Origin of the sequence: Ravibacter arvi (assembly GCF_039540405.1) — a bacterium.
Lineage (GTDB): Bacteria > Bacteroidota > Bacteroidia > Cytophagales > Spirosomataceae > Ravibacter > Ravibacter arvi.
The window spans coordinates 1-24286 of sequence record NZ_BAABEY010000033.1; the positions used below are offsets into that span (position 1 = coordinate 1).

Sequence of the window (24286 nt, forward strand, 5' to 3'; positions counted from 1 at the left end):
CACTGGTTTTTATTTAACCGCAAAGGACGCGGAGTACGCAAAGGTTTATCGCCTCTGTGTTCTTGGTGCCCTCAGTGGTTTTTATTTAACCGCAAAGGGCGCTGAGTACGCAAAGGTTTCGCCTCTGTGCTCTCAGTGGTTTTTATTTAACCGCAAAGGACGCGGAGTACGCAAAGGTTTATCCCCTCTGTGCTCTTGGTGCCCTCAGTGGTTTTTATTTAACCGCAAAGGACGCGGAGTACGCAAAGATTTATCGCCTCTATGCTCTTGGTGCTCTCAGTGGTTTTTATTTAACCGCAAAGGGCGCGGAGTACACACAGGTTTCGCCTCTGTGCTCTTGGTGCCCTCAGTGGTTTAACTTCTGTCTTCAGCCTTTTGTGATTTTTGGTCCTTCGCTCACCGGCGCGCGGATTATGTCTAAAAAAAGATAAAGCCATCTCACTCGAGATGGCTTTATGCTGACTATTCCTAAACCCTTAACCTTTTCTAAAGAAAACTTTACATTAGAATTACATTTCTGCGCTTCTCTTGTTATGACGTAAAGTTGCAGTCGAAGTCACAATCTTTTTTTCTTCCTTTTGTTCCGTTCGCCTCTTTTGTTAATCGACATTACAAAGGTAGGTATATTTTTTTAATTATCATGGTTTTGTTCAATTAAATTTCAAGAAATAGTTTTTGTATAATTTGTTATGCATGCATATCTGTGTCTTATGGAGGGGTGTTTTTGGAATATTATTTGTTATTTTTATTTTTTTATTCAATTTTATTTCTTAAATCCATCAAAAATCTATATTATATATTTTTTTAATAATTCTGGTCGTATTAGCGTGTTTTTTGTAAATTCTTCTAAAAATACAGCTAACGATTGAAATTATTCATGGTTTGTTGCAGCCCCGCAAAGCAAAATGACCGGATTAAATCTCCGGCCCGGTCGAGATGTCCTGGTAGGTCCATCATTTCGTCATTCGAAAATGTCCCCAATACATAATCCACCTGCCTTCCTTTCGGAAAATCGTTGCCGATACCGAAGCGTAGCCTGGCATAATCCGCCCCCCCAAGGCTTTCCTGAAGACTCTTCAATCCGTTGTGGCCGCCGTCCGAGCCCCTCGGCTTAATCCGCAAGGTACCGTAGGGGAGCTGCAGCTCGTCAACCAGCACCAGGAGGTTTTCTTTCGGGATACCGTACGCATTCAGGTAATAGGCAACCGATTTGCCGCTCAGGTTCATGTAAGTGGTGGGCTTAATAATATGCACGGTACGGCCTTTGAATTTCCATTGAGCCGTGTAGGCCAGGCGCTCAAACGTAAACCCGAACCCTTCCTGCGCGGCAAGACGGTCTGCTATCATAAAACCGACGTTGTGACGCGTAAGCGCGTATTCCGGCCCTATATTTCCCAGTCCGGCTATCAGATATTTCATACATTTGTACAGTTAAAACTATTTCTCGGGTTATATTGACGCCGAAATTCCAACTTTTATTTGAATGGCCCAAAAACGTCTGATTCTTGAAAGTCCCTTGCTTGAGATCATGACCAGCAGGTTTTGTCAGCAACTGATAGAGAATCACCAGGATTTTAGCGAATCGGTGATTTTAGGACTGCAGCCGCGGGGAATTCACCTCGCCGAACGAATAGCGAGAGAGCTTTCCGTTATAATCAGCAAGGAAATCCCCATTGGCTATATTGATGCCACTTTTTTCAGGGACGATTTCAGACGCCGCGAATCGCCGCTCGTGCCCAACAAGACACACGTCCCGTTTATCATTGAAAATAAAAAAGTGATTTTGGTAGATGATGTAATGGCAACCGGGAGAATGGTAAGAGCTGCACTGGATGCCATGACCGCTTTTGGCAGGCCCAAGCTGGTTGAGCTGCTCGTGTTGATTAACCGGCAATACAACCGCGATCTCCCGATTGAACCGGATTATGTAGGCATGAGTGTTAATACCGCCGAAGGACAGAAGGTACAGGTTGAATGGAAGGAGCAGGGATTTGACGGCGACAGGATTTGGCTGGTAGGCTAGCGTCTCATAAACAGTCCGCAAAACCAGGCAGGAGTAAGCGATGGACAGTCAGACAGGTAAGATGTTGATTTTCGCAGGCATAGCCATCGCGCTTATTGGGGCGGTGGTTTATTTGGCCGGCGATAAACTGAGCTGGTTCGGGCGGCTCCCCGGCGACCTGCGTATCGAAAAGGGAAATTTCAGGTTTTATTTCCCCGTAACCAGCCTCGTTCTGGTCAGTTTGCTGTTGAATCTGTTGATCTTTTTTGTAAAGAGGTTTTTGAATTAGCCGCAGTATCCGACAGCGGAATGCCCGTTACCGGATCTACCTGGTAGGTGAGCTTGGTGAGGTAGTAGACTTCTTTCTGGCTGTTTGGTGAAGCATTTTCGGGTTTCTGCCGCCCAAAAGCAAGAAAATACTTGTCGTACCACGCCGCCAGTATTGCGCTTTCGTTAAAAAACAGGCTGCGCGCCCGGGGCTGCAGTTCGTGTTTGGTACTTTCAACCACTACCTTTTCTTTTTTGATGACCTCGGTGTGTATGTTGCCTTCTTCAGGGTAAGCCAACACCCAGTATTCCCCGAACCGGCTCAATTGTACCATTTCCTGCAGGTCCTGGCTGACCAGGTTTTTTATTGCAAAACTGTTGTCCCACTTGTAGCGACCATTCTTGTCGAAACCGCAAACGATTGCGTGGGTATAGCGGAAGCCGTCCTGTGCGCGAAAGGAGCTTCCCCTGTAAAACGAATTGATGCCGGTAGAAGGAGGATTGTAGTTGCGGTAATTGGGATAATATACCTCCGCAACCAAAAGAATTTCATCTTCGGTTTCTATCAGGTTGTGCAAGAGAAGCCGGTACCTGAAGCGATTTTCCTTGCCGAGCGATTTGCGCCTTCCAATCCGTTCAATCATCCTGGCCTTTCGCTTCGGGCTCATATAGTTAAAGAAATTCCGGAGTTCGGAAAATTCAATGTACTCCAGGTTTTCCGGCTCGGTATCCCGGATTTGGGAAATGTACAGACCTTGCGAGAAAGGGGTGCAGCCTATCGAGTAATTCCCGATAAGGTAAGAATCACTTTCATTCAGGGGAATGATCTGGCCTGAAATAATGCTGTAGTCCTGGTCGGTTAATGTCGTCGTTTTCATATGCCGGCCTTCGTAGTTGTAGGTCTTGATCTCGAACAGGCACTGACGTTTCCTGAAAGAATAGGTCATAACATTGATCAGGCCGTCTTTTTCATTGAGGTCAATACCGTTCAGCTCCGAATTCTTTTCATACAGATCGGGGAGTACGCGCGTGGTTTTGTCAAAAAAAGAATGAACCATCACTACGGGCCGCCCACGATGGTAGCCGGCCAGGATGGCCTTGCTTTCCATCACCATGAATTGCTGCAGGTCAATGTTGGAAAGCAGTTTTCCCTCATGTACATCCTGGAAACCGGTCTCCAGGTTGACCTGCAGAAATTGGAACCGGTCGGTATCAGGTTCGGCGAAAACCCAGTAAGCATGGGTGTGATTCTGATAGGCCATAACCGGTATGAACCGGAAATTGAGCCGGAACGAATTGTTCCAAACTGGTTTGAGGTCCTCGCTCAATTTGACAAAACGCCACTCTTCCCCGTGTCCCTGGTACATTCCCGACCTGGTCAGCACGAGCGCGCCCTGTTGGCCGAGCGGAAATACTTCAAAGTTTTCATCCAGACTTGAAGATACCGCGAACTCAATGTGTGCGGCTTTTTCCAATTGAGCCGAGACAGGCAGACCGCAGCCCAGAAAAGCAATTAGCGGACTCAGGACGCGAAGGTATTTCACTGTCCGGCAGCAGGCCGAAATCAAGAAAATGATGCGCTGCTTTTTTACTGGTCGTAACTTATGCATGGCCGGCACTTCATTTAATTACAGGGGTACTACGGAAAGTTACAAAAAAATGCAATTGCCCGGGAGAAGTATTCATTTAATTGAAGATACTGCTGTACCGGGTGGGGTGGGCGACTGGTAATTTCTGTTAATTTTGTCGGAATAATAAGTTAAAATCCCTTATGCAATTAGAGCAACTAATCAAAGAAGATGTACAAAAGGCGATTGCTTCGTCTCTCGGAATGCCGGACCAGGAAGTTTCACTGCAGCCGACGCGGAAGGAGTTCGAAGGTCATTTTACGTTTGTAACTTTTCCGCTTTCGAAAGCCCTGAAGAAGTCTCCCGCTGAAATCGCCAACACGATCGGGGCGCATTTGTTGGAGAATAGTGCTCTTATTGCCGGATTTAACGTTGTACAGGGGTTTCTCAATCTCAGTGTGAAAGATAACGCCTGGCTCGAAGTGCTCGGAAATGTGTTCCGGGATGAAAACTTCGGCAACAGGCCGGCTACGGGGAACAAGGTACTGATCGAGTTTTCTTCCCCCAACACCAACAAACCGCTCCATCTCGGGCATTTGAGGAATAACTTTCTGGGTGATTCCGTTTCCCGGATTCTGACTGCGAACGGTGACGAAGTGGTGAAGGTTTGCCTGGTAAATGACCGTGGCATCCATATTTGCAAGTCGATGCTGGCGTACCGTGAGCTCGGAAATGGTGAAACACCGGCATCTTCCGGTTTGAAAGGAGATCACTTTGCCGGCAAGTACTACGTGGAATTTGACAAAGCCTATAAGCAGCAGATTGCTGAGCTGACGGCACAGGGACAGCCGGCCGACGAAGCTGCGAAGAACGCGCCCTGGATGGTCGAAGCACAGAAAATGCTGGTAGATTGGGAGAATGGCGACCCCGGAACGGTGGCGCTATGGAAACAGATGAACGCCTGGGTTTACCAGGGTTTCGATGAAACTTACGGCAAAATCGGCATTTCCTTCGACAAGACTTATTATGAGTCCGATACCTACCTGTTAGGCAAAGATATAGTTGAGGAGGGGCTTTCAAAGGGCGTTTTTTATAGAAAGGAAGACGGTGCCGTATGGATTGACCTGACCGAAGAAGGTTTGGATCAGAAGCTGGTACTGCGGGGTAACGGTACCTCTGTTTATATCACGCAGGACCTGGGTACTACTGAGCTGAAATACCGTGAGTATGACGCTTCCCGGATGGTTTGGGTAGTGGGTAATGAACAGGATTACCATTTCGAAGTACTGTTCGCCATCCTGAAGAAACTCGGCCGCTCTTATGCGGAAGGCTGCTATCACCTCAGCTATGGCATGGTGGATTTGCCGACCGGGAAAATGAAATCCCGTGAAGGTACGGTGGTGGATGCTGATGAACTCGTAGCGGAAATGGAGGAAACCGCGGAAAACCGCACGCGCGACCTGGGCAAGGTAGAAGGTTTTGGAGAGGATGAGCTGAAAAAGTTGTTCAACGTACTCGCACTTGGCGCGCTCAAGTATTTCCTGCTCAAGGTCGACCCCAAAAAGCGAATGCTCTTTAATCCGGCTGAATCGATTGATTTTCAAGGAAATACCGGTCCGTTTGTTCAGTATACGCATGCGAGGATCCGTTCGGTAATTCGTAAAGCCGCCGAAAACGGTATCTCCGGTACGCTACCCGGAGCCGGATATGAGCTGAAACCCGCTGAGCGCGATGTCATCCACCTGCTGAGCCAGTACCCCGACAAGGTGGCGGATGCGGCCAGAGGTTTATCGCCTTCTCTGATTACGATATATGCCTACGACCTGGCCAAGACGTATAACCAATTCTATGCGGAGCATTCCATTTTCTCGGACCCCGATCCGGATGCCGTAGCTTTGCGTGTTGCGCTGTCTGCCAGTGTTTCCAGAACCATTGCCCATGCTTTTGCGTTGTTGGGAATAGAAGTCCCGGAAAGAATGTAACAATAGGTCGTTTTCACTCAAACCAACCTTTAAAATGGACTACATTAAAACAGTTTTTATTATGCTCGGTAGCCTGCTCAGCGGCCTGTTTGCTGACAAAAGTGAGATAAATGCCATCACCAGCCATGATGTGGCGAAGGGTTCGCTGTATGAGTTTAAAATGACGCCCCTGGACGGTGGAAAGCCTATCGATTTGTCAGTTTATAAAGGAAAGAAAGTCGTCATTCTGAACACCGCCTCCAAATGCGGTTTTACAAAACAGTATGCGGATTGGGAGGCATTCTATGAAAAACACGGCGATAAAGTGGTAGTGCTCGGGTTCCCGGCCAACAATTTCGGTGGACAGGAGCCTGGTTCCAACCAGGAAATTGCCGAATTCTGCCAGAAAAACTTCGGTGTATCTTTTCCGATGTTCGAAAAAATCGATGTAGTAGGAGAGAACCAGCATCCCTTGTATAAATGGCTGTCGACCAAGTCGCTGAACGGGTTTAACGATAAGGAGCCGACCTGGAATTTCTGCAAGTATGTCGTTGATGAAAAAGGAAACCTCACTCACTTTTTCGCCTCCAAAATAAAACCCGATGACAAGGAGTTTCTTAAAGCGGTAGGTTTGTAGTGTAGCCTTGAGGTGTGAGGCGTGAGTTGCTAGCTGTAAGCTGATTTCCAATTTCACCCCTCACTCCCAGCTCACCCCTCACGGCTCACACCTCATACCTTTTTTACACATGAACCATTGGATTGCAGCGGCTAGGCCGAGAACTCTCCCGCTGGCGTTGGCCAGCATTATTATGGGCGGCTTTTTGGCGGCCGCAAATCATAAATTCAGTTGGCCGGTCGGTATACTGAGTGTGGTTACGACGATTTTGCTCCAGGTACTTTCCAATTTTGCCAACGACTACGGCGATACGGTAAATGGAAAAGATACTGACATCCGGCAGGGCCCGTCGCGTGCGGTGCAGCGGGGCGATATTACCCCGGCCAGGATGAAGTCGGCCATTGTGCTGTTTTCTGCCTTGTCGTTAATTGCCGGTCTTTCCCTGCTTTTTGTAGCGTTGCGCGACGCGCCCATTCAGACTTTCTGGGGATTTCTCGGTCTTGGCGTGCTTTGCATCGTCGCAGCGATAACGTATACCGCAGGGAAAAAGCCGTATGGTTATGCCGGCCTGGGGGATCTTTCCGTATTTATTTTTTTTGGTTGGGTCGGCGTGCTGGGAAGCAGCTACCTGCATACGCTGGAGTGGAACTGGGCCAACCTGCTGCCGGCCACAACCTGCGGGTTGTTTTCCGTGGCGGTCCTGAATATCAATAATATCAGGGATATAGAGTCAGACAGGGCAACGGGAAAGAATTCAATCCCCGTTAGGATCGGCCGGGAAAAGGCGGTTGTTTACCATTGGTTGATCCTCGGAACCGGCATGCTCCTCGTGCTCGCTTACGGGCTTTGGTTCCGGGACGGTTCTAACTGGAAATTCCTCTTTCTCCTGAGTTTTCCTTTTGTTGTAAAGAACGGTCTGGCCGTCAGTCGGGTGCATTCGCCCAAAGAGCTTGACCCGTACCTGAAGCAAATGGCTTTGTCAACCCTCCTGTTTGTATTGTTATTCGGAGCCGGTTTTCTGATCTGATCCGCAAACTTATCGTTGTATTTCCTTTATTACCCATGTTTCCGCAATCTGCCTACGCCGCCGCTCCATCTCCCTGTTTTGTATTGGAAGAGCCTCTGCTCCGGGAAAACCTGGCCCTGATAGATTCTGTTCAGAAGGCTGCCGGCGCGCAGATTATTCTGGCATTGAAGGGCTTTTCGATGTTCAGCGCATTTCCTGTCGTGAAAGAATACCTTTCCGGGGCAACCGCCAGCTCGCTCAATGAAATCCGGTTGATCAACGATTTTCTCGGCTACAAGGCGCATACCTATATCCCGGCTTACCTGCCTCATGAGTTTCAGGAGGTGATGGAAAGAAGCAGCCATATTACTTTCAACTCGCTGGGACAATGGGAGCAATTCCGGGAAAAAGTATTTGCTTATAACGAGGCTCACCCGGAGGCGCGTATTTCCTGCGGGATAAGGGTTAACCCCCAATATTCAGAGGTGGAAACGGATATGTACAATCCCTGTGTACCCGGGTCAAGGCTGGGGGTTACGCGGGATAAGCTGGGTAATAGCCTGCCGGAAGGAATTGAAGGTATCCATTTTCATACGCTTTGCGAAAATGATTCCCATACGCTCGGGAGAACCCTGAACGCACTCGAGGAGCGATTCGGGGATTTGCTTCACCGGGCAAAATGGCTCAATATGGGGGGCGGACACCTGATGACCCGCGAAGGGTACGACATCCCGTTCCTGATCGAATTGATTACCACCATCCGGGAGAAATACGGCGTTCATGTTATCCTGGAGCCCGGGTCGGCCGTTGCGTGGAGAACCGGCGTGCTGGTGTCGACCGTTCTCGATGTTCTTGACAGCCAGGGTATTCAGGTTGCAATTCTCGATACCTCTTTCGCGGCGCACATGCCCGATACGCTCGAAATGCCTTATAAACCTGTCATCCGGGGCGCTCATCAGCAACCGGTGGCGGGCCTGCCTACTTACAGGCTGGGTGGTATGACGTGCCTGGCGGGTGATTTTATGGGTGATTATTCATTTGATCAACCTCTGAAACCCGGAGACAGGGTTATTTTTGAGGATATGATCCACTATACGATGGTCAAAACGACCACTTTCAACGGCGTTAACCTGCCGTCGATTGGTATCCTGAACCAGGAAGGCACTTTCCGCCTCGTGAAGTCGTTCGGGTACGAGAGTTTTAAAGACCGGCTCTCTTAAGACCGGAAACCTTTGATCATTTCGTCAGAAGTGACGGTATATTGACCGAACATTTCGAGCTGAAGAATCGCGCCATTGGTCTGAGCCAGTGTGGCCTGGCTTTCCGATGACTCCATTCCGGTAGTACAATCCCGGACGAGAAGAACCTGGTAGCCGCGTTTGCCCATTTCGATAGTGGCATAATCCCGGCTCAGAATGCAGGCATTGGTGTTGAACCCGGCGAAAAAGAGGAACAGGATTCCTTTTTGCCTGCAGTATTGATGCAGCTCGTCGCCGGTAGCGATTACAATTTCATCGCCTTGCGGCTCTGCTTTCGGGTGAATACGTAATGCCGGCAGGCGCTGACGTTCAGCTTCACGGGGTTCAGTCGGGCGCCTGTATTGACTGTACGACCCGGAAAGACGGCGGAAATCTTTCGGTGGCCATTCTCCCGCCTGATCGTGGACTTTCGCGGTTTCAGGCAGGTTGATCCACCGCGGGTGGACGCGCGCTGCCTCCGGAGCAGGCGCGTGTATAATTTCAAGCCCGTTCGCGCGGCAGGCGGTCATAAGGGGAAGGAGATGGTCATCAATAATTTTTTCCGCGCGCTCCTCCGGTTCTTTGATATAATGACGCTGCCACACATCGACCAGCACAAGTGCTGTTTGGGAAACCGGGATTTCCCAGTCGAGCCGGGCATGACCGGTGTTGGCTTCCGTCCACGCTTCGCCCTCGTCTACATGCCAGCGGTAATAACGCGGTTTGACATGTAATTTTCCCTTCTCCATTTCACTGCCAGGACTTTCTGTTGTCACCAGATCACCTGCCAACAGCAGGCCGCCCAGGGTGTTGGTTTTTATAAAGTGTCTTCGGTTCATTGGGGGTAGGGGTGAGGTATGAGCGGTGAGGTGTGAGGGATGAGGTTTGGGGGAGATTGGAAATCGGAAATTGGAAATTGGAAATCGGAAATCAGAAATCAGAATTGGAAATTAGAAATTAGCAATCTGCTTACGGCCTACAGCTCATGACTCACGCCTCACAGCTCACACCTCACAGCTCACCCCTCATCCCTCACCGCTTTTCCCAACTAAACGCTGCCGGGATTTCGAACGTATCGCCGGGGCCGACATTCGATAGCCAGAGCACATCGCCTTTGTGCACGGCTGATGAAGGCGGCTGATCGGTGCTGACCTTGCCATCGGCAATTTTCGCTACCCGGGCAATGGGCTGGTAGGCAGGATCAAGCAAATATACACCGTTGTAATGCTTTTGGAAAGTCAGGCTGGTTTGAGTCCGGAGATTTTCCTTGTCTGCTTCGTCCAGGCGTAATTTGCCTATAAGCAGGTCATCTACTGTCGTGATGATGAGCTTCCGGTTTTTTAAAACAGCTGATTTTACCGGATGGGCGGTCCGTTTACCCGCATTGGCAAAAAAAGCGATTTCATTGGCGAGGTCGTTCGGCCGAATGCTGTTTTTGGATGTTATCTGTACAACAAGCTCGCTTTTTTGTGCGTCAATTTTCTCCACTTTACCCTTTATTGAGGAGGCTTGGAAGCGCTTGCCATAGGCCTTGAGGTAGGTGCCGCCTGCGAAAAAAGCCCGGGTTAATTCCCCGTTTTTGTTGGTAGTTATTACTGCCGTGACTGCATCTGTTTCAATGGGATAGGTTCCGAGTCTTTTTACAGAAGCAGTAGTGTCATGCAGTACAATATCGGTTGCTTCCGGCCTCTCAACCACTACGTAATGGCCGTTTCCGGAAGAAGGGGTTAGCAGATTGGCCTGGTTGATCAGGAAGTGCTCGCCCTGATAGGGTTCCATTACGCTTACGAATGTAGATTTTAGCGGGGAAGCCGTCGCGGATTTTCTCCTGGCAACCAGGTATTTGAGCACATAGGCTTTGGCACGCGGCCGGTCATAGGCGTCAGCCATGAAGAGGCCGTCGAGGTCAGGCGTAAGCGTGTGCAGGCGCAGCCGGGCAGAAGGATCATTCTGGTGCCGGTATTCAATTTTCCCGGTGCCGGATTGCTTTTGCCGGACATTAAAAAGGTGCTGAAAGCCGGATCCGCCATAGGTGCCGTAGCCGACCTGGCTGCCGCTGGTTTTGAGCTTTTCGTCATCGTAAATTTCTTCAAGCGCTACATCCGTTCCGGCAAAAGTTCCCTTTGCCGGTGGCGTCCATTCGTTTTCTGACGCGATTACGGCTCCAGGAGGGCCGTGGAGTGCATAGTCGTGCTGGTTGCCGCCCGCCACATGAAAAAAGTCAACTACATAGCTCTGGTTTGGGTCGGTGTCTACCATCACCAGGTTTCTACGGTAACGCGTGACCGCCTTATAAGCAGGAGAGGCGCCGTCGATTACCCGGGCAAATTTGCCGTCGTTGAACAAATGCAGCTGTCCCGGCAGGTTCAGATTCTGTTTCTTTTCGTCTACGACAGTCGTATTATGAGAAATCGTATTGCTTGACCAGGTATAGACGGGCGCTACGTAAGCATTCATGGCGTCGGGATAGCCAAGATCGGGCATCATTTTTTGGCCGTTGGCGAAGAGCTCTATGTTCAGAAAATCCCAATGGTAGTGCGAGTAGTGCATGCCGTAGGTAAATGCGAGCGCAGTTTTGTCGGCCTTGTTGTTCAGAACGCCCAGGCCGTAACCCGCGAATAAGCGGGAGGGCTGAACCGGTACAGCCCTGCCTTCGGGAAGCCTTGCGAATTCCGGCAGTGCTTCCATAAAAAGTGAGCCGAAGGAGGTAAAGCTGCTGTCACCCGATTTATCGATCCAGTACAGGTAACGCGGATCGCGGTATTGGCCGTAACCGACGTGGTAAGTTTCTGGGTACCTTGCCGAAAGCTTGCCGACTGCGTTTCCGCTGTCGCCCCAATCTGGTGTAAATTTGCCGGTTACGGCCAGCTCAAGAGGGGCGTCCAGGAGTTTTCTCATCCTGTTCATTTCGAAAAGATTCCGCCCGCCTTTTTTGACTACGTCAGCGATATTTACGAGATCCTTGAGCCAGTGGGAATTATAATCCGGCGATTCCAACGGCATTCCATCCCTGAATACCTGGTTATAAAGGGCGTATTCCAACCCGTTATTAGCCATTGTTTTGGCTGGGGTAGCGATCAGTTTTTCAATGGCTGCGTCTTTCCCGGCATTCTGCCTGACGAGGTGCAGGTAGAGCATCGCGTTTTGATGCATCCCGAAATTGCCGGAAATTTTCCCGCTTTCAATGGCGTCAAGCCCGTCTTCCAGAACGTTGGCTTCGATAAAGGCCCGTATTTCCTGTCCGCTCTTCCCGGCATATTGCTGGAGGGAACGGTTTTTATCGATATAGTTCCAGACGTGGTCGTACGATTCGGCTACATTCCTGATCAATTGTGTCTCCCATATCCGGTTCAGAATCTTCCCGGAATAACGGACTCCTTTCATTTTCTGCATCAGGCCGTAGCGGGACTGGTTTTCATGGTCCATTGACGGGTATACTTCCGCCAGTCGGTACAGCATGAAAGTCGCTCTTTCCGCATATCGCTCATCTTCTGTGAGCAGGTAGGCGCGTGACAGGGCCAGTATGCCGGGGATTACATGGTTGCACCACAGCCATTGATTGGCATAGGCAACAAACCAGTAACGATCGCCCTGGGGAGAGACCCAGCCGTAGCCGTCGTCCTCGTACTGACCGCTGAACTTCCGTTCGGGCAAGCCCGCTTCGTAGTGACCCGAAAAGTCATTATGCGGGTAGGTTTCGCCGCCAATCGGACATTTTACCTTAAACGGCTTTTTGGGATCAATAATCCAGGGATAAAAACCGCCGACCTTAAAAACCGAATCTCCGTGGACCGGGCATCCCTTAGCGCATAGGTCGAAACCTCGGGGAACACGGGCATCGGGCATTACCCGCAGTATTTCCGCGTTGGAAAGCCCGAGCCAGTAGTCGGCGTCCTTCAAAATCCCGTTCTGGATTTCCGCGGCCGACGCGTATTTTTTAATATTCGATCGGGCCGTGAGCACTTCTTTCTCCTGGTACAGGCTTCTTTCCGTTTTCAAGGGAAAAGCCGGTTGTCGCACCGGAACAGGCTGGAACGGAGGGATAATCAGGCCGTCGGTGGCCTGTTGCCCGTGTGCCGGCGATAGGAACACAGTGAATCCGATCAGGAAGACGGGGATAAGACGACGGTGCAAAATGGAGTGCAGGTTAATAGTCGGGAATGCTTAAATGATTTTGGGGGTATCTTCTCCGTAGAGGTTGTCGAAGGCTCGGGTTTTTTCCTCTCCGCGAACGGCTCCAGCCGGCGTGTCGTGATAGACAAACCAGTTTTGATAGACTTCGCAGGTTTCTACAGGCTCGCCCCGGATCACCACTGCGCGTTGTTGGGGCACATAGAAGGTATTGCCATACACCCGGATATTTTTCCCGGCAATATTGGTGCCGTCTTTCCGGTCACGCCCGCCGTGCATGTCAAAACAGTGGCTGGATGCAGTGCCCGACTCCACGTTATAGCGCGCTGTATAGGAACTTTCCGCGGCGCCGGTCCCGGCAATCGAGTGCCGGTTGGCATCGAAAAGATTGAATTCAATAATCGATTCTGACTTGTTGTGCGACACGCCGTAACCCAGTCCGTGGTACTGGCAGTGGTGAATGTAATTGTGGTGGAGGTGATGGCCTACGCCGGATTTGAGGTAGATGCCGGAATGGGCAAACGCCGTAATTTCGCAGTTGTCTACGGTAAGGCGATCCGTGTCGCAGACAATCCCGTTGGAGGTCGGAAATTTATAATAGTAGGAGCTGCCCCGCTTTTCTTCACCGAAAGCGCGGGTATGGTGCCGCATGTACCGCTTGGGGTTGGGACCTTTCAGCCTTATCCCGGTAATTCTTACGCCCGGCCCCAACGGCTTTATCATCTGTGTAGTTTTCAGCGCGTCGCTGGTGATGATAGCCCCGGCTGAGCCGTTGTGCCCGCGGTTTCCGGCCAGCGTGACACCTGCGGGAATTTCGAGGAAAAAATCGTCGATGTATACGTCGGCGGTAAGGTCTATTTCGGCCTCGCCTTTGATCAATACCGTTTGCCCGGGCCCGGCCTTTTTCAAAGCGTTTACAAGGCCGTCAAAATCGTCTACTTCGAAATCTCCTTTTGTTACTATATCCAGGTAGCCGGGTCCACCGCCGACGGGGCCTTTATTATCGGGCTTGGCGCCATATACTTTACCGCTACGTTCTATCCAGGAAGGTTTTTCAAATAAGCTGACGGCCTGGGATGCGGTTGTTTCGACCGACAAGCCGGTGGCTCCCAGTGCCAGTACGGAGTTTTTCAGGAAGGATCTTCTGTCACAATGTTGGGTCATCGGATAAGCGTTAGGAGTTTATCTTTTATATCAGATTTTCCTGAAATTATACTAGGGATGGAACGGTCAAAAAAAATCCCGGGCTGGAATAAGCCCGGGAATATGCTACATTTTACGCGCTTTTCAGCTATCAGTATTCAGGGTTTTGCGCAAAAGGTGCATCGATGTTAAGGTCAATCTGCGCCTGCGGAATAGGCCACAACACGTTATGAGGCTTCATGTTGGCGCCTTTACATAATGGATTGTCATTATACTTGAGCGTTCTTTCCAGCAGTTTGCCGGTCCGGCGAAGGGTAACCAGTCTCCATTCCTCACCATACAGCTCGCGGACGCGTTCGTCGAGCAGATAGTCGATGTCAATCTGCGCCAGTGTAGCAGGTTTTGCTTTGGAACGGCTTCTTACACGGTTGATGTCGGCAAGGGCCGATGCTTTATCGCCGGCGGCAAGGTGGGCTTCGGCGCGCAGCAACAGCGTTTCCGCGAAACGAAGCGCATACCAGTCCTTGTGCGTGATACCACCGCCGGAGCGGTTCGGCTGCAGGAAGTAATTCTCCGGATCGAGAAATTTGGTGTGAACCGGGAACCAGTTTTTGGTGGTATCGAGCATCGGATTGGGCCTTGCCGGCTTGTACAGACTGAAATCTACTTTCTTACCGTGGTAGGCAGATTTGGGGTTGTCATAGTAGAAGTCGCGGACAATATTGTGCTTGGCATTCCGCTGGTCTTCGTTCCAGTTGTCTTTCCAGATGTTGTAGTAAACCAGGTTGGTACCTCTTACGTTGGCAGTTCCGCGGCTGAATATGTCGGAGTAGCCTGTGTGCGCACCATTAAAGGTTGCTCCCAGGAAAGCCTGGAAGCCGTCCGGTGTAAGACCGATGTCGAAATAACGTGGCCCGAAAATGTAAGCGGTTGCAATTTGCGCGCCTCCCTGGGGCATATTGGGTTCGGTTTGAATCACCCACATCGCCTCCTTGTTTTCCGGAAGATTTTGGTTGCGGTAGCCGAACAGGTCATAATAAGCGTCACCGGAACCGAAGATATCTCTTGCCAGGCGGGTACCGAAACGCTGTGTCATCAGGTCGTATCCCTGGTTGTTGATCACTTCATTAAGCGTAGTGATGGCAAGATCCGGTTTTTTCTGTTCGAGATAGACTTCGGCCAGGTAGTGCAGGGCCGGGCCTTTCGTGATCCGTCCGGGAGCAGCTTCGCGTCCGTGGGCCGGAAGGTGTTCTGCGGCAAACTTGAAATCAGCCACCATCTGCTCATGAACGGCAGCAACCGGGTCACGGGTGAAGTCTGCTTTGGCGGAAGTTACCGGTGTGGTAATGATTGGTATGTCACCATAGGTAGACACGAGATAGCGGTAAACAAAAGCCCTGAAAAAACGTGCCTCTGCGAGATAGACGTCCTTGCCTGCCTGCCCGTCTTTGAATTTCGATGCCTCTACTTTTTCTACCTTGTCGACCACCAGGGTAGCCCATTGAATGATTTTGAAGCCCATGGTCCACGTATCTACCACATACCGCGCCACCGGTGTAATGTCGAGATAGCTATTGAGGTACAGGAGCGAGCGGTCGGGAGTTTCTCCCAGGTAGGCTACATCCGAACCGTGCGATTGCCAGTTCATCGTGCCGAATTCGCCAAACGTGTAAAATGCGGCGCGAACGCGGTCATGCAAAGCGGTTACCCCCTGTAAAGCGCCTTGTTCTGTAGAATAGGCATTGTCCGGAGAAAGAAAATCCTTTGGGGTTTCCTCCAGGGAGTCGTTGCAAGCGGCGAGCGACAGGAGCGAACAGAATGCTGCTCCGGATGCCAGCCTGAAAACGATTTTTTTTATGTTTTTCATTTCTAAATGAATGGTTATATCATCTTTTGATCTTGAGACGGTTCAGCCGTTCTGCCTTTTTACGAGCTGCTGCCAGTCATGTGTTAGAAGCTGAACCTGAGACCGGCCACAAAGCTCCGCATAAGAGGTTTGTCGGTGAGGTCTGTATTTACAAGTTTTACATCGGTATCTCTGTAACCGAATACTTCAGGATCCCATCCCTGCCATTTGGTCCAGACATAAGGATTTTTTGCTGACAGGTACACTGTGCAGTTGGCGAGCTTAAGTGTTTGCAAAACTGCGGGACTCAGCGTGTAGGAAACCGATACGTCCTGCAACCTTACGAAGCTCCGGCTTTGGTAAATACCACTCTGACGGATCGGGTTGTTGTAGATACCGGTGGTATTGGTAGTAGGGGCATCGGGTCTCCAATAGGCGTTGATTGCCGAGTTGTTCATCCGTTGCGACATGTAGTAGCGTGGGCTGATATTTTCAGCATTGTCACCGAGGAAGAACCCGTTTCCGCCCTGGATAGAATTGAGCATAAAGCTCAGTGCGAAACCTTTATAAGAGAAGTTGTTACTGATGCTGAAACGGTAGTTCGGCGCCTTGCTGCCAATTACCTTCCGGTCTTTGTCAGGCGTGATCTGGTTGTCACCGTTGAGGTCTTCGTAACGGAACTGCCCCGGATACCAGCCAGCATACGGAATTTGCTTATTGAACAACTCTTCTTCGGTCCATACGCCACCACTCATTTTGTAGTCATAGATCGCCGTAATAGGCTCTCCTACGAACCATTGGTTACCAGGGTCGGCATCGTTGCCATTGCCGTAAAGTCTGGTGATTTTGCTACGGTTAAGCGAGAAGACGAAACCGGTTTCCCATTTCAGCTCTCCAGTAAGGTTTTTGGAGTTGAGCATAATGTCAATTCCTTTGTTCCGAATACCGCCAAGGTTCGCCCATACATTCGGATAGCCGGCTGTGGGAGGTAATTGACGTTTAACGAGCACATCATTAGTGTTGGATCGGTACATATCCACTGAACCGGTAATCCGGTTATTCAGAAAACCAAAGTCCCAGCCGAGGTTGAGGGATTTGGTTGTTTCCCAAATGATTGAATTATTACCTAGCTGAGAAGGGTAGAGGCCCACATACGGCGCCTCGCCATACACATAATATGTGGATGCAACTCGTGACAAGCTTGAATAGCGACCAATTCCCTGGTTTCCATTTACACCGTACGAAAGACGAAGTTTCCCATAATAGTTGCCATTGCCTTTGGCAAAATCCTCATCCGAAAATACCCAGGCAAACGACAGCGAAGGAAAGTTTGCTTTCTTGGAAGTCATTCCTCCGAATCCTGTAAATCCGTCTCTTCTGAACGTACCGGTAAAAATGTATCGTGAGTTAAAACTGTAGTTCAAACGGGCCATATAGCCAATGCTCATTTCATCCCAGGCTGTACTGCTTACTTTGGGTAAAGTACCCAAGCCCATATTGTTATATCCGAGCACTTCGTTGTCAAATCCTTCCGCGGTCAGTGTAGAGCTGCTTCCTGTGCGTACTTCTTTTGTGTAAAGAAGTGTTAAGTTGACGTTGTGCTTGCCGAAGCTACGCTGATAATTGACAATATTGTTCAAAATCCAGTCTCTGGTCTGCTCCGGTAGCTTAATGGCTTTCCCCTTATTGTTAACTCCTTCCGGAGTGTTATAGTTGTGATAAGTATTGTTGTCTTCGAAAGACAGGCGGTTCGAGTAATTTAAGTCATACGTAAGCCCTTTTACCCAGGGCACCTCGATTTTCGCACGCCCCGTCAATTGAAGCTGGTTGGTCTTGTGCGAATTGTTAATGTAGGTATTTACCAACGGGTATGGCTGGAACAGCTCACCGCTCAGGAAAATGTCATAGTCAGGTTGGCCGATATGGTTATTGGCAAGCGGGCTTGCTACCCGTGCGCTGGTGAGCGAAGCGGGGATTCCGGACTCATCAGTGTGTGAATACGCCGTATTCATTGACATCTTCAGCCAGCTGTTGACATTAGTTTCCAGGTTGCTTCTCAGCGTCAATCGTTTGAACTGGTCGTTGATCTGGATACCGTCGACATCCGTATAACCGCCCGAAACGAAGTATTTCAATTTATCCCCGTTTTTGCCGGAAATGTTCAGGTTATAGTTCTTCATGGATCCTTTACGAAGTACGGCGTCCACCCAATCAATCGAACGACCTGCCAGGTAATTGTCGCGCTCTTCCTGGGTAAGCAGGTTGCCGGCTACCACTTCGCGGTTGGAAGCGTCGGGGCGTACGGGCCTGTTCTCAGCGCTGGTCGGATTGGTAGCGTACCATTTGTAGAGGTTGCTCTGGTAGTTCCAGTCGAGGAGGCGTTCTGCAAATTCGTCGCCGTTCATGACCCGCATGGGGTTGTTGGTCATCGTCTGGAAACCATGGTAAGTATCAAAGGAAATCACCGGCTTGTCGGATTTTCCGCTTTTCGTGGTGATGATGATCACACCGTTTGCAGAGCGTGAACCGTAGACAGATACCGCGCTGGCATCTTTGAGAACGTCGATGGTTTCTACGTCGTTTACGTTGATGTCATTGATGGAGCCGTTGTAAATGATATCGTCAATAACGATAAGCGGGCTGGAACTGGCCGAAAGCGAATTCTGGCCACGGATTGAAAACGAAGGTTCTGCATTGGCGCCGCCGCGGGCTTCGATGTTGATACCCGGAGCTGCACCCGACAGGGCCTGAAGCAGGTTGACGTTAGGCTGGTTTTGCTTTTCTGCCAGGTTCAACCTGACTACCGAGCCGGTAAGATCGCTTTTCTTCATGGTACCGTAACCTACTACCACGAGCTCGTCCAGTGCTTTGGTGTCGGACTCAAGCTTTACATTGAGCTCCGATTGGTTGGCAATGGCGATTTCCTGGCTGACATACCCCACGAACGAAAAAACCAAAACGGGATTTTGTTGCGTAAGGTTGATCGAGAATTTCCCGTCAATGTCGGTGGTGGTTCCGGTCTGTGTTCCTTTTACGAGAATGCTTACTCCCGGAAGAGGCTCGTTCTTCTCGTCAGATACAGAGCCGCTTAACGTTCGGTTTTGGGAGAAGGCTGTCCCCGAAAAGATCATGAGCATGATCATCAAAACCCCCATTGCCCAGGTACCCCTGGGACGCGCGGGCTTTGGATTTTTCGAATGCAACGCATAGGTTTTAAACATAGTACTCGCTTTGATTAAAAATGGGTTTTGTTGGTTAAAATGTCAATGGCCTTTACCATTGGGTTACCCATCTATAATTGCCGGAAGGAATAGCGGATACTCAGTTTTGAAGAAGGAGTTAAGCCTATTTTAAGAAGAGGTTAAGATAAAGCGCGGGCGATGCAGCACCGGAATATTTTTTGAATGCTACAGCTCAGCGAACGCAGGGGCAGGGAGTAGACGGTTACAAAAGGGGCGGCGCCCGGACCATGGTCCGGGCGCCGCCCCTTTTGTTTATTCTAATCAGACCGGTCTTAGTAGCCGTCGTTCTGTTTGATTACTCCCTGGTTGGATTGGTCGATCTCGTTTTGGGGAATGGGGAAATAACGGAGAAATGGCTTTGGAGTCAACGTGACCTGGTGAGCAGTTTGTGTCACAGGGTTATAGCCCCATTCCTGCTGAGCCAACTCCTTTTCGAAGCGACCGGTGCGTACGAGGTCAAACCAACGCTGGTTCTCGAGGGCAAATTCAAGTTCGCGTTCGAGAAGAAGTACATCCAGGAACTTTTCGGGATCAGCAATATCCGCAGCCACATAATTCTTACTTATACCTTTGAAAGCTCTTGACCGTACTTTGTTCAGTTCTGTGAGCGCCTCTTCTTTCCGGTCAAGGCGATAAAGCGCTTCCGAACGAAGCAATATTACTTCTGCATACCGGATAACCGGGATGTCAAGTCCGGAAGCACTGGCGGTTTGCGCCATAAACTTACTAACAAATGGCTTCCATTCGGGCGCATTATTCGTGCCCGGCGAGCGCCAGTATTCTGTAATGGTTGCAGCCTTACGACTGTCTTCTTTGGCGAATTTTTTATGAAGACTCCAGGCTACAAGTGCAACTTCTCCACCAGTAGAGTTGGATACTCCCTCTACGCCGAAGTAGGGCAGGAAATCAAGGCTGAGGCGCTGTCCGTTTGAGCCTGAAATGTACTTCATGGCAAAGACGGTCTCTTTGTTGTCTTCGTTGGATTCCTTCCACAGATCTGCATACTCCGGCAACAGATCATAGCCCATACCGGTAATCTGATCGAGCGTAGTCAGGGCGTTCTGCCAGTCTTTCTGATAAACATACACTTTTCCGAGCAGCGCCAGGGCAGCACCTTTGCTTGCGCGCCCGTAGGCAATCTTGTTTTGCAAAGGGAGAATTTCAACCGCCCTTTTCAGGTCTGCGACAATCAGGTCATAAATTTCCTTTTCGGAAGCTCTGGGCACCGCTTTTGACTGGTCTACTGAGAGCGGCCCCTCTACTTTGGGGACGCCACCAAATGAGCGGACCAGGTCGAAGTAGAACAGCGCCCGCATGAACCGTGCTTCCCCTTCAAACTGCTCTTTTTTACCTGTAGTATAGTCAGTGGGGACATCTAGTTTATTCAGCACCATATTCGCCCGGAATACACCGTTGTAGGTGACCTGCCAGAACGAGCTGAACATATCGTTCTGGGCCTGGAAGTCAAGGTTTTTTACCGCTTCAAGTCCTCCGATAAAGCGGTAAGCCGACATGTATAACTGGTCGGTAGGCATGTCGAACAGGGACCAGTCGCGCGGCAGCCGTTGTTGATACCGGTTGTAAACTCCCAGTACGGCGCGGTCCATATCATCGGCTGTTTTGTAGAAGTTGGATTCCGTGAGTGAAGAAATCGGATCCAGGTTTACGACGTCGCAGGAGGCGATCCAAAGGGACGAGCAAAGGAGCGAAAGTCTTAAAAAGCGTTTCATCTATGTCGTTCGTTTTAATACTAAAAGTTAAGATTCAGACCCAGTGCAAAGACCCGGTTGATCGGTTCGGAGCCGTCATTGTGTCCCGGTTGGCTGTTGATGCCGTTGAGACCCGCTGAAGTATATCCTTCCGGGTTATATCCCTTGAAATCCTTGCTTGTGAATATCCATGGGTTGCTTACAGAGAAATAAAGTCGCAGGTTATCAATCTTGGCTCTCTGGGTGAGGTTGCTCGGGAAGGTATATCCGAGGTTGATATTGCGAACCGCTACGAAGGAAGCGTTTTCGAGATAGTAATCACTATTACTGACAAACTCAAGCGATGCAAGAGAAGTCGCGGGGTGCTTGCCGTCGCCAGGTTCCTCCTCCGACCACCACTGTCCGTCAATTGCCGGTTTGTAAAAAGCGGAAACAGTGGGTCCTTGATAGTAAAGGTTTTCAAGGTTCCACATCTTGGCCCCGAGGGAAGATTGCATGGCAATTGTGAGATCAAAATTGCGGTATGCAAAGTCGTTCACCATACCCATAATGATTTTTGGCATGAAACTACCGAGGATTACACGGTCATCTGCGGTGATTTTTCCATCATTATTGGTGTCTTGGTAGCGCACTGTTCCGATCCGCTGGTTAGTCATGAGTGGATAGTCAACCATATCCTGCTTGGTCTGTAATACCCCAGCTTGCTTGTAGGCGTAATACGAGAACATCGGTACACCTTCCTTCAGGATCCAGCTCATACCCCTAGAGTGAGAATTGATGACCTGTTTAGCGCCGCCGCCCAGATTCTTCACTGCATTCTTGTTCCAGGTGAAGTTGAAAGACGTCTGCCATTTAAAATCGTTAATAAAGTTGCGCGTATTCAATTCCAGTTCGATCCCTTTGTTAACGATGTCGCCTACGTTGACAATGGTGTTGGTAAAACCGGAAATAGCCGGGATGCTGACATTGTACAACAGGTTGTTAGTGGTTTTGTTGTAGTAGTCAAGAACAAGATTAACACGGTTATCCAAGAATCCTACTTCTACACCGAAGTCGTAACTGGCAGTTTTCTCCCATTGCAGTTTGGAATTTCCGAAAGAAGAAGGAGCCTTTCCTTGAATTAGTTGACCGCCCGGTGCATAAACCGCATCTCCGATAGTTCCGAGATACGCGAAATCTCCGATGTTGAAGTTCCCTACAACGCCGTAACTGGCACGTAATTTGAGCTCATCTATTCCGCGTATGGATTTAAAGAACGGTTCTTGGGAAACACGCCATGCCACGGATCCGGAGGGGAAATAGCCCCAGCGGGCATCCGGTCCGAAGCGGGAGCTTCCGTCGCTTCTGAGAGAGGCCGAGAGTAGATACTTTTCATCAAAGTTGTAGTTTACACGGCCAAAATAAGAGGCGAGCCCCCATTGAGATTTAGAGGTGTAACTACCCGTTGGAGAGATGATTGCGTTGTTGAGGGTCCAGATAGTGGGATTTGCAAAAGATCCTGCCTGGATAGCAAGCGCTGAAATTCTTGAAAGATTGTATTGATACGATGCTCCAACCAAGGCGTTCAGATAGTGTTTGCCAAATTGTTTGTTATAGTTCAACACGTTTTCGTTAATCCAGTTAAAAGTGCGATCGTCTCTGGCGCCTCCGCTTGCAAGGTTAGCAGGACCTGTCATTGGTTCGGAGTAATTGTCGGTCGTGCGATAGTCAATGTTAAAGCCGAATGAGGTCTTGAAATCGAGGCCGTCTACCAAGGTGAATTTTGTGTAAACTTCGCCAACATTGTTAAATGAATGCACAAAATTGTGGGTCCCAAGCATGGTCGCCAGTGGGTTTACGCCACCGGAAACAGTCATACCCCAATAGTCGCGAGGAGTCAGGTACTTGCCGTTTTCCTGCTTATCCGGAGAAAGAAAGGGTGGCATTTTGATCAGGTTTTGGAGTGATCCGCCGTAAGAACGCTGGACGGAATAGTTCGGACTGATCATCAATCCCGCCTTGATACGTGGTGAGATGTCAAGCCCGATGTTCGCCCGCATGGAATATTGCTTGAACCGACTTGTAATCATTGTACCCTTTTCGTCCTTGATATTAGCAGAAATGTAGTAGCTCGCATCGTTTTTCTTCCCTGAGACAGAAAGGCTATAGTTCTGAATCGCCGCAGGTTTGATCAGAATTTCTTCCCAATTATGATTTCCCTGTTTGATAACCGGATTAACGCGGTAAGCTGCCGGCCTTCTTTCGTCATCCCAGAGCGGCAGAGTTGGGTCCCCTCCTGACCAGTAAAAGTCGCGGTTGATATAGCGGGCCGTATAGTCATAAAACTCCTGACCTCCGGGAATCCATTTGTCCCGACCGTGCAACATCGGTTGGGAGATGCCGACATAGGTATTGACATTTAGTTTTGGTTTGCCCTGGCTTCCACTCTTGGTAGTAATGATGATTACCCCACCCGATCCCCGAGAGCCATAGATAGCGGCCGAAGAAGCGTCTTTCAGAACTTCGATAGATTCTACATCATTCATATTGATATTGTTGAAGCTACCGCCGGGAAAGCCGTCAATTACGATGAGAGGCTCATTGCTGGCAGAGATTGAACCCGGACCGCGAACGGTGATTTTAGGCGCACTTCCAGGGGTACTACGGGTCTGCGAAATATTGACACCAGCCATACGGCCTACCAATGCTGCTTCCGGGCGCCCAGCTGGCATCTGGTCGAGCTTTTTGTTCTCAACCTTTGAAATGGCTGCGGTAACCGAAGTCTTTTTCTGCGTACCGTACCCCACCACTACGAGTTCCTCAAGGGTTTTCTGATCAGTCTGAAGGGTGATGTCGATTGAGGAACGATTCCCGACTGTTGTCTCTTGTGTGAGAAAGCCCACAAATGAGAAGGTCAAAATCGAGTTTTCGGAAGGGACGACCAGTTCGAAAGCGCCGTTAATATCCGTAGATACTCCTTTTTGAGTTCCTTTGATGATGACGCTTACGCCCGGTAGCGGCTCACCATTTTCATCCTTTACTTTCCCGACAATACGGTTTTCGGCAGCCTGTACAGCAGCAGCATCCGGGACAGCAAGTGACGCGTCCGGCGAATCGGAAAACGACCGGCCCCGTTTCAGCAGGATCTGGTTTTCATAGGCTTCAAAAGCGATATTCAAAGGGTCCAGCAACTGATGCAGTACCTGGTTAAGGCTTTGGCCCTGAGCAGAGATCGACACATGGCGATCGGATTGTATGAGCTCCGGACTATACATAAAGCTGGCGCCTGAAAGCCGGCCTAATGTTTTCAACACCTGCCCGATTTTTTTGTTTTCCAGGTGTACCGTTATCTTTTGGTTCAGCATCTCCTGGCTGAAACCCGGATTGGCGAAGGCTACCGTGGCCAGCCATGCAGTCAGGAGCATTTGTATGGCCGTTGCCTTCATGGCGAGTTTGAATAGTTTAGTTCCGTTTAGGCACGAATACATAACTTGAAAGGTTTATTGGAATTATTGGAACAATACAAAGTTGGTCTGACGATTCTCCTGTCGGCATGACTACAGGTGAGGTATACCGTC

15 protein-coding genes are annotated in these 24286 nt (G+C 49.8%); 6 read left to right on the forward strand and 9 right to left on the reverse strand.

Annotated features, from left to right (window positions below):
* Window positions 1-858 precede the first annotated feature (858 nt).
* On the reverse strand, window positions 859-1419 hold the full coding sequence (gene pth / locus ABD852_RS18725; RefSeq protein ID WP_345031666.1) for an aminoacyl-tRNA hydrolase: 561 nt from the start codon (window positions 1417-1419) through the stop codon (window positions 859-861).
* Between the two features lie 64 nt (window positions 1420-1483).
* Between pth and pyrR the strand changes: the two genes are divergently transcribed.
* Window positions 1484-2023, forward strand: a complete 540-nt coding sequence (gene pyrR / locus ABD852_RS18730; protein WP_345031668.1) for a bifunctional pyr operon transcriptional regulator/uracil phosphoribosyltransferase PyrR — start codon at window positions 1484-1486, stop codon at window positions 2021-2023.
* A gap of 61 nt (window positions 2024-2084) precedes the next feature.
* Window positions 2085-2291: a DUF2905 domain-containing protein gene (locus tag ABD852_RS18735; RefSeq protein ID WP_345031670.1), complete on the forward strand. Its 207-nt coding sequence runs from the start codon at window positions 2085-2087 to the stop codon at window positions 2289-2291.
* Here ABD852_RS18735 and ABD852_RS18740 read toward each other — a convergent pair.
* Entirely contained in the window at window positions 2239-3879 is a 1641-nt protein-coding gene (locus ABD852_RS18740) for a hypothetical protein (RefSeq protein ID WP_345031672.1), read from the reverse strand. The genes ABD852_RS18735 and ABD852_RS18740 overlap by 53 nt on opposite strands.
* A 161-nt stretch (window positions 3880-4040) precedes the next feature.
* Between ABD852_RS18740 and argS the strand changes: the two genes are divergently transcribed.
* From argS to nspC, 4 genes are all read left to right on the forward strand, one after another.
* Entirely contained in the window at window positions 4041-5819 is a 1779-nt protein-coding gene (argS, locus tag ABD852_RS18745; protein ID WP_345031674.1) for an arginine--tRNA ligase, read from the forward strand.
* 34 nt (window positions 5820-5853) lie between these two features.
* Window positions 5854-6435, forward strand: a complete 582-nt coding sequence (locus tag ABD852_RS18750; RefSeq protein ID WP_345031676.1) for a glutathione peroxidase — start codon at window positions 5854-5856, stop codon at window positions 6433-6435.
* Window positions 6436-6544: 109 nt separating this feature from the next.
* Window positions 6545-7441: a 1,4-dihydroxy-2-naphthoate polyprenyltransferase gene (locus tag ABD852_RS18755; RefSeq protein WP_345031678.1), complete on the forward strand. Its 897-nt coding sequence runs from the start codon at window positions 6545-6547 to the stop codon at window positions 7439-7441.
* Between the two features lie 35 nt (window positions 7442-7476).
* A complete protein-coding gene (gene nspC, locus ABD852_RS18760) occupies window positions 7477-8640 on the forward strand; it encodes a carboxynorspermidine decarboxylase (RefSeq protein ID WP_345031679.1) in 1164 nt (387 codons plus the stop codon).
* Here nspC and ABD852_RS18765 read toward each other — a convergent pair.
* The 7 genes from ABD852_RS18765 to ABD852_RS18795 form a co-directional block, all read right to left on the reverse strand.
* Window positions 8637-9497: a cysteine hydrolase family protein gene (locus ABD852_RS18765; protein ID WP_345031681.1), complete on the reverse strand. Its 861-nt coding sequence runs from the start codon at window positions 9495-9497 to the stop codon at window positions 8637-8639. The two genes, nspC and ABD852_RS18765, sit on opposite strands and share 4 nt — an antisense overlap.
* Window positions 9498-9690: 193 nt before the next feature.
* Complete coding sequence (locus ABD852_RS18770) at window positions 9691-12792, reverse strand: heparinase II/III domain-containing protein (protein ID WP_345031683.1); 3102 nt, start codon at window positions 12790-12792, stop codon at window positions 9691-9693.
* 30 nt (window positions 12793-12822) lie between these two features.
* Window positions 12823-13953: a right-handed parallel beta-helix repeat-containing protein gene (locus ABD852_RS18775; RefSeq protein WP_345031685.1), complete on the reverse strand. Its 1131-nt coding sequence runs from the start codon at window positions 13951-13953 to the stop codon at window positions 12823-12825.
* Window positions 13954-14083: 130 nt separating this feature from the next.
* Window positions 14084-15799, reverse strand: coding sequence for a RagB/SusD family nutrient uptake outer membrane protein (locus ABD852_RS18780; RefSeq protein ID WP_345031688.1), 1716 nt, complete (start codon window positions 15797-15799; stop codon window positions 14084-14086).
* Between the two features lie 83 nt (window positions 15800-15882).
* Entirely contained in the window at window positions 15883-18999 is a 3117-nt protein-coding gene (locus tag ABD852_RS18785) for a SusC/RagA family TonB-linked outer membrane protein (RefSeq protein ID WP_345031691.1), read from the reverse strand.
* Between the two features lie 293 nt (window positions 19000-19292).
* Window positions 19293-20750, reverse strand: coding sequence for a RagB/SusD family nutrient uptake outer membrane protein (locus tag ABD852_RS18790; protein ID WP_345031693.1), 1458 nt, complete (start codon window positions 20748-20750; stop codon window positions 19293-19295).
* Between the two features lie 20 nt (window positions 20751-20770).
* Window positions 20771-24196 carry a TonB-dependent receptor gene (locus tag ABD852_RS18795; RefSeq protein WP_345031695.1) on the reverse strand — a complete coding sequence of 1142 codons (3426 nt, stop codon included), beginning with the start codon at window positions 24194-24196 and terminating at the stop codon, window positions 20771-20773.
* Window positions 24197-24286: the final 90 nt, after the last annotated feature.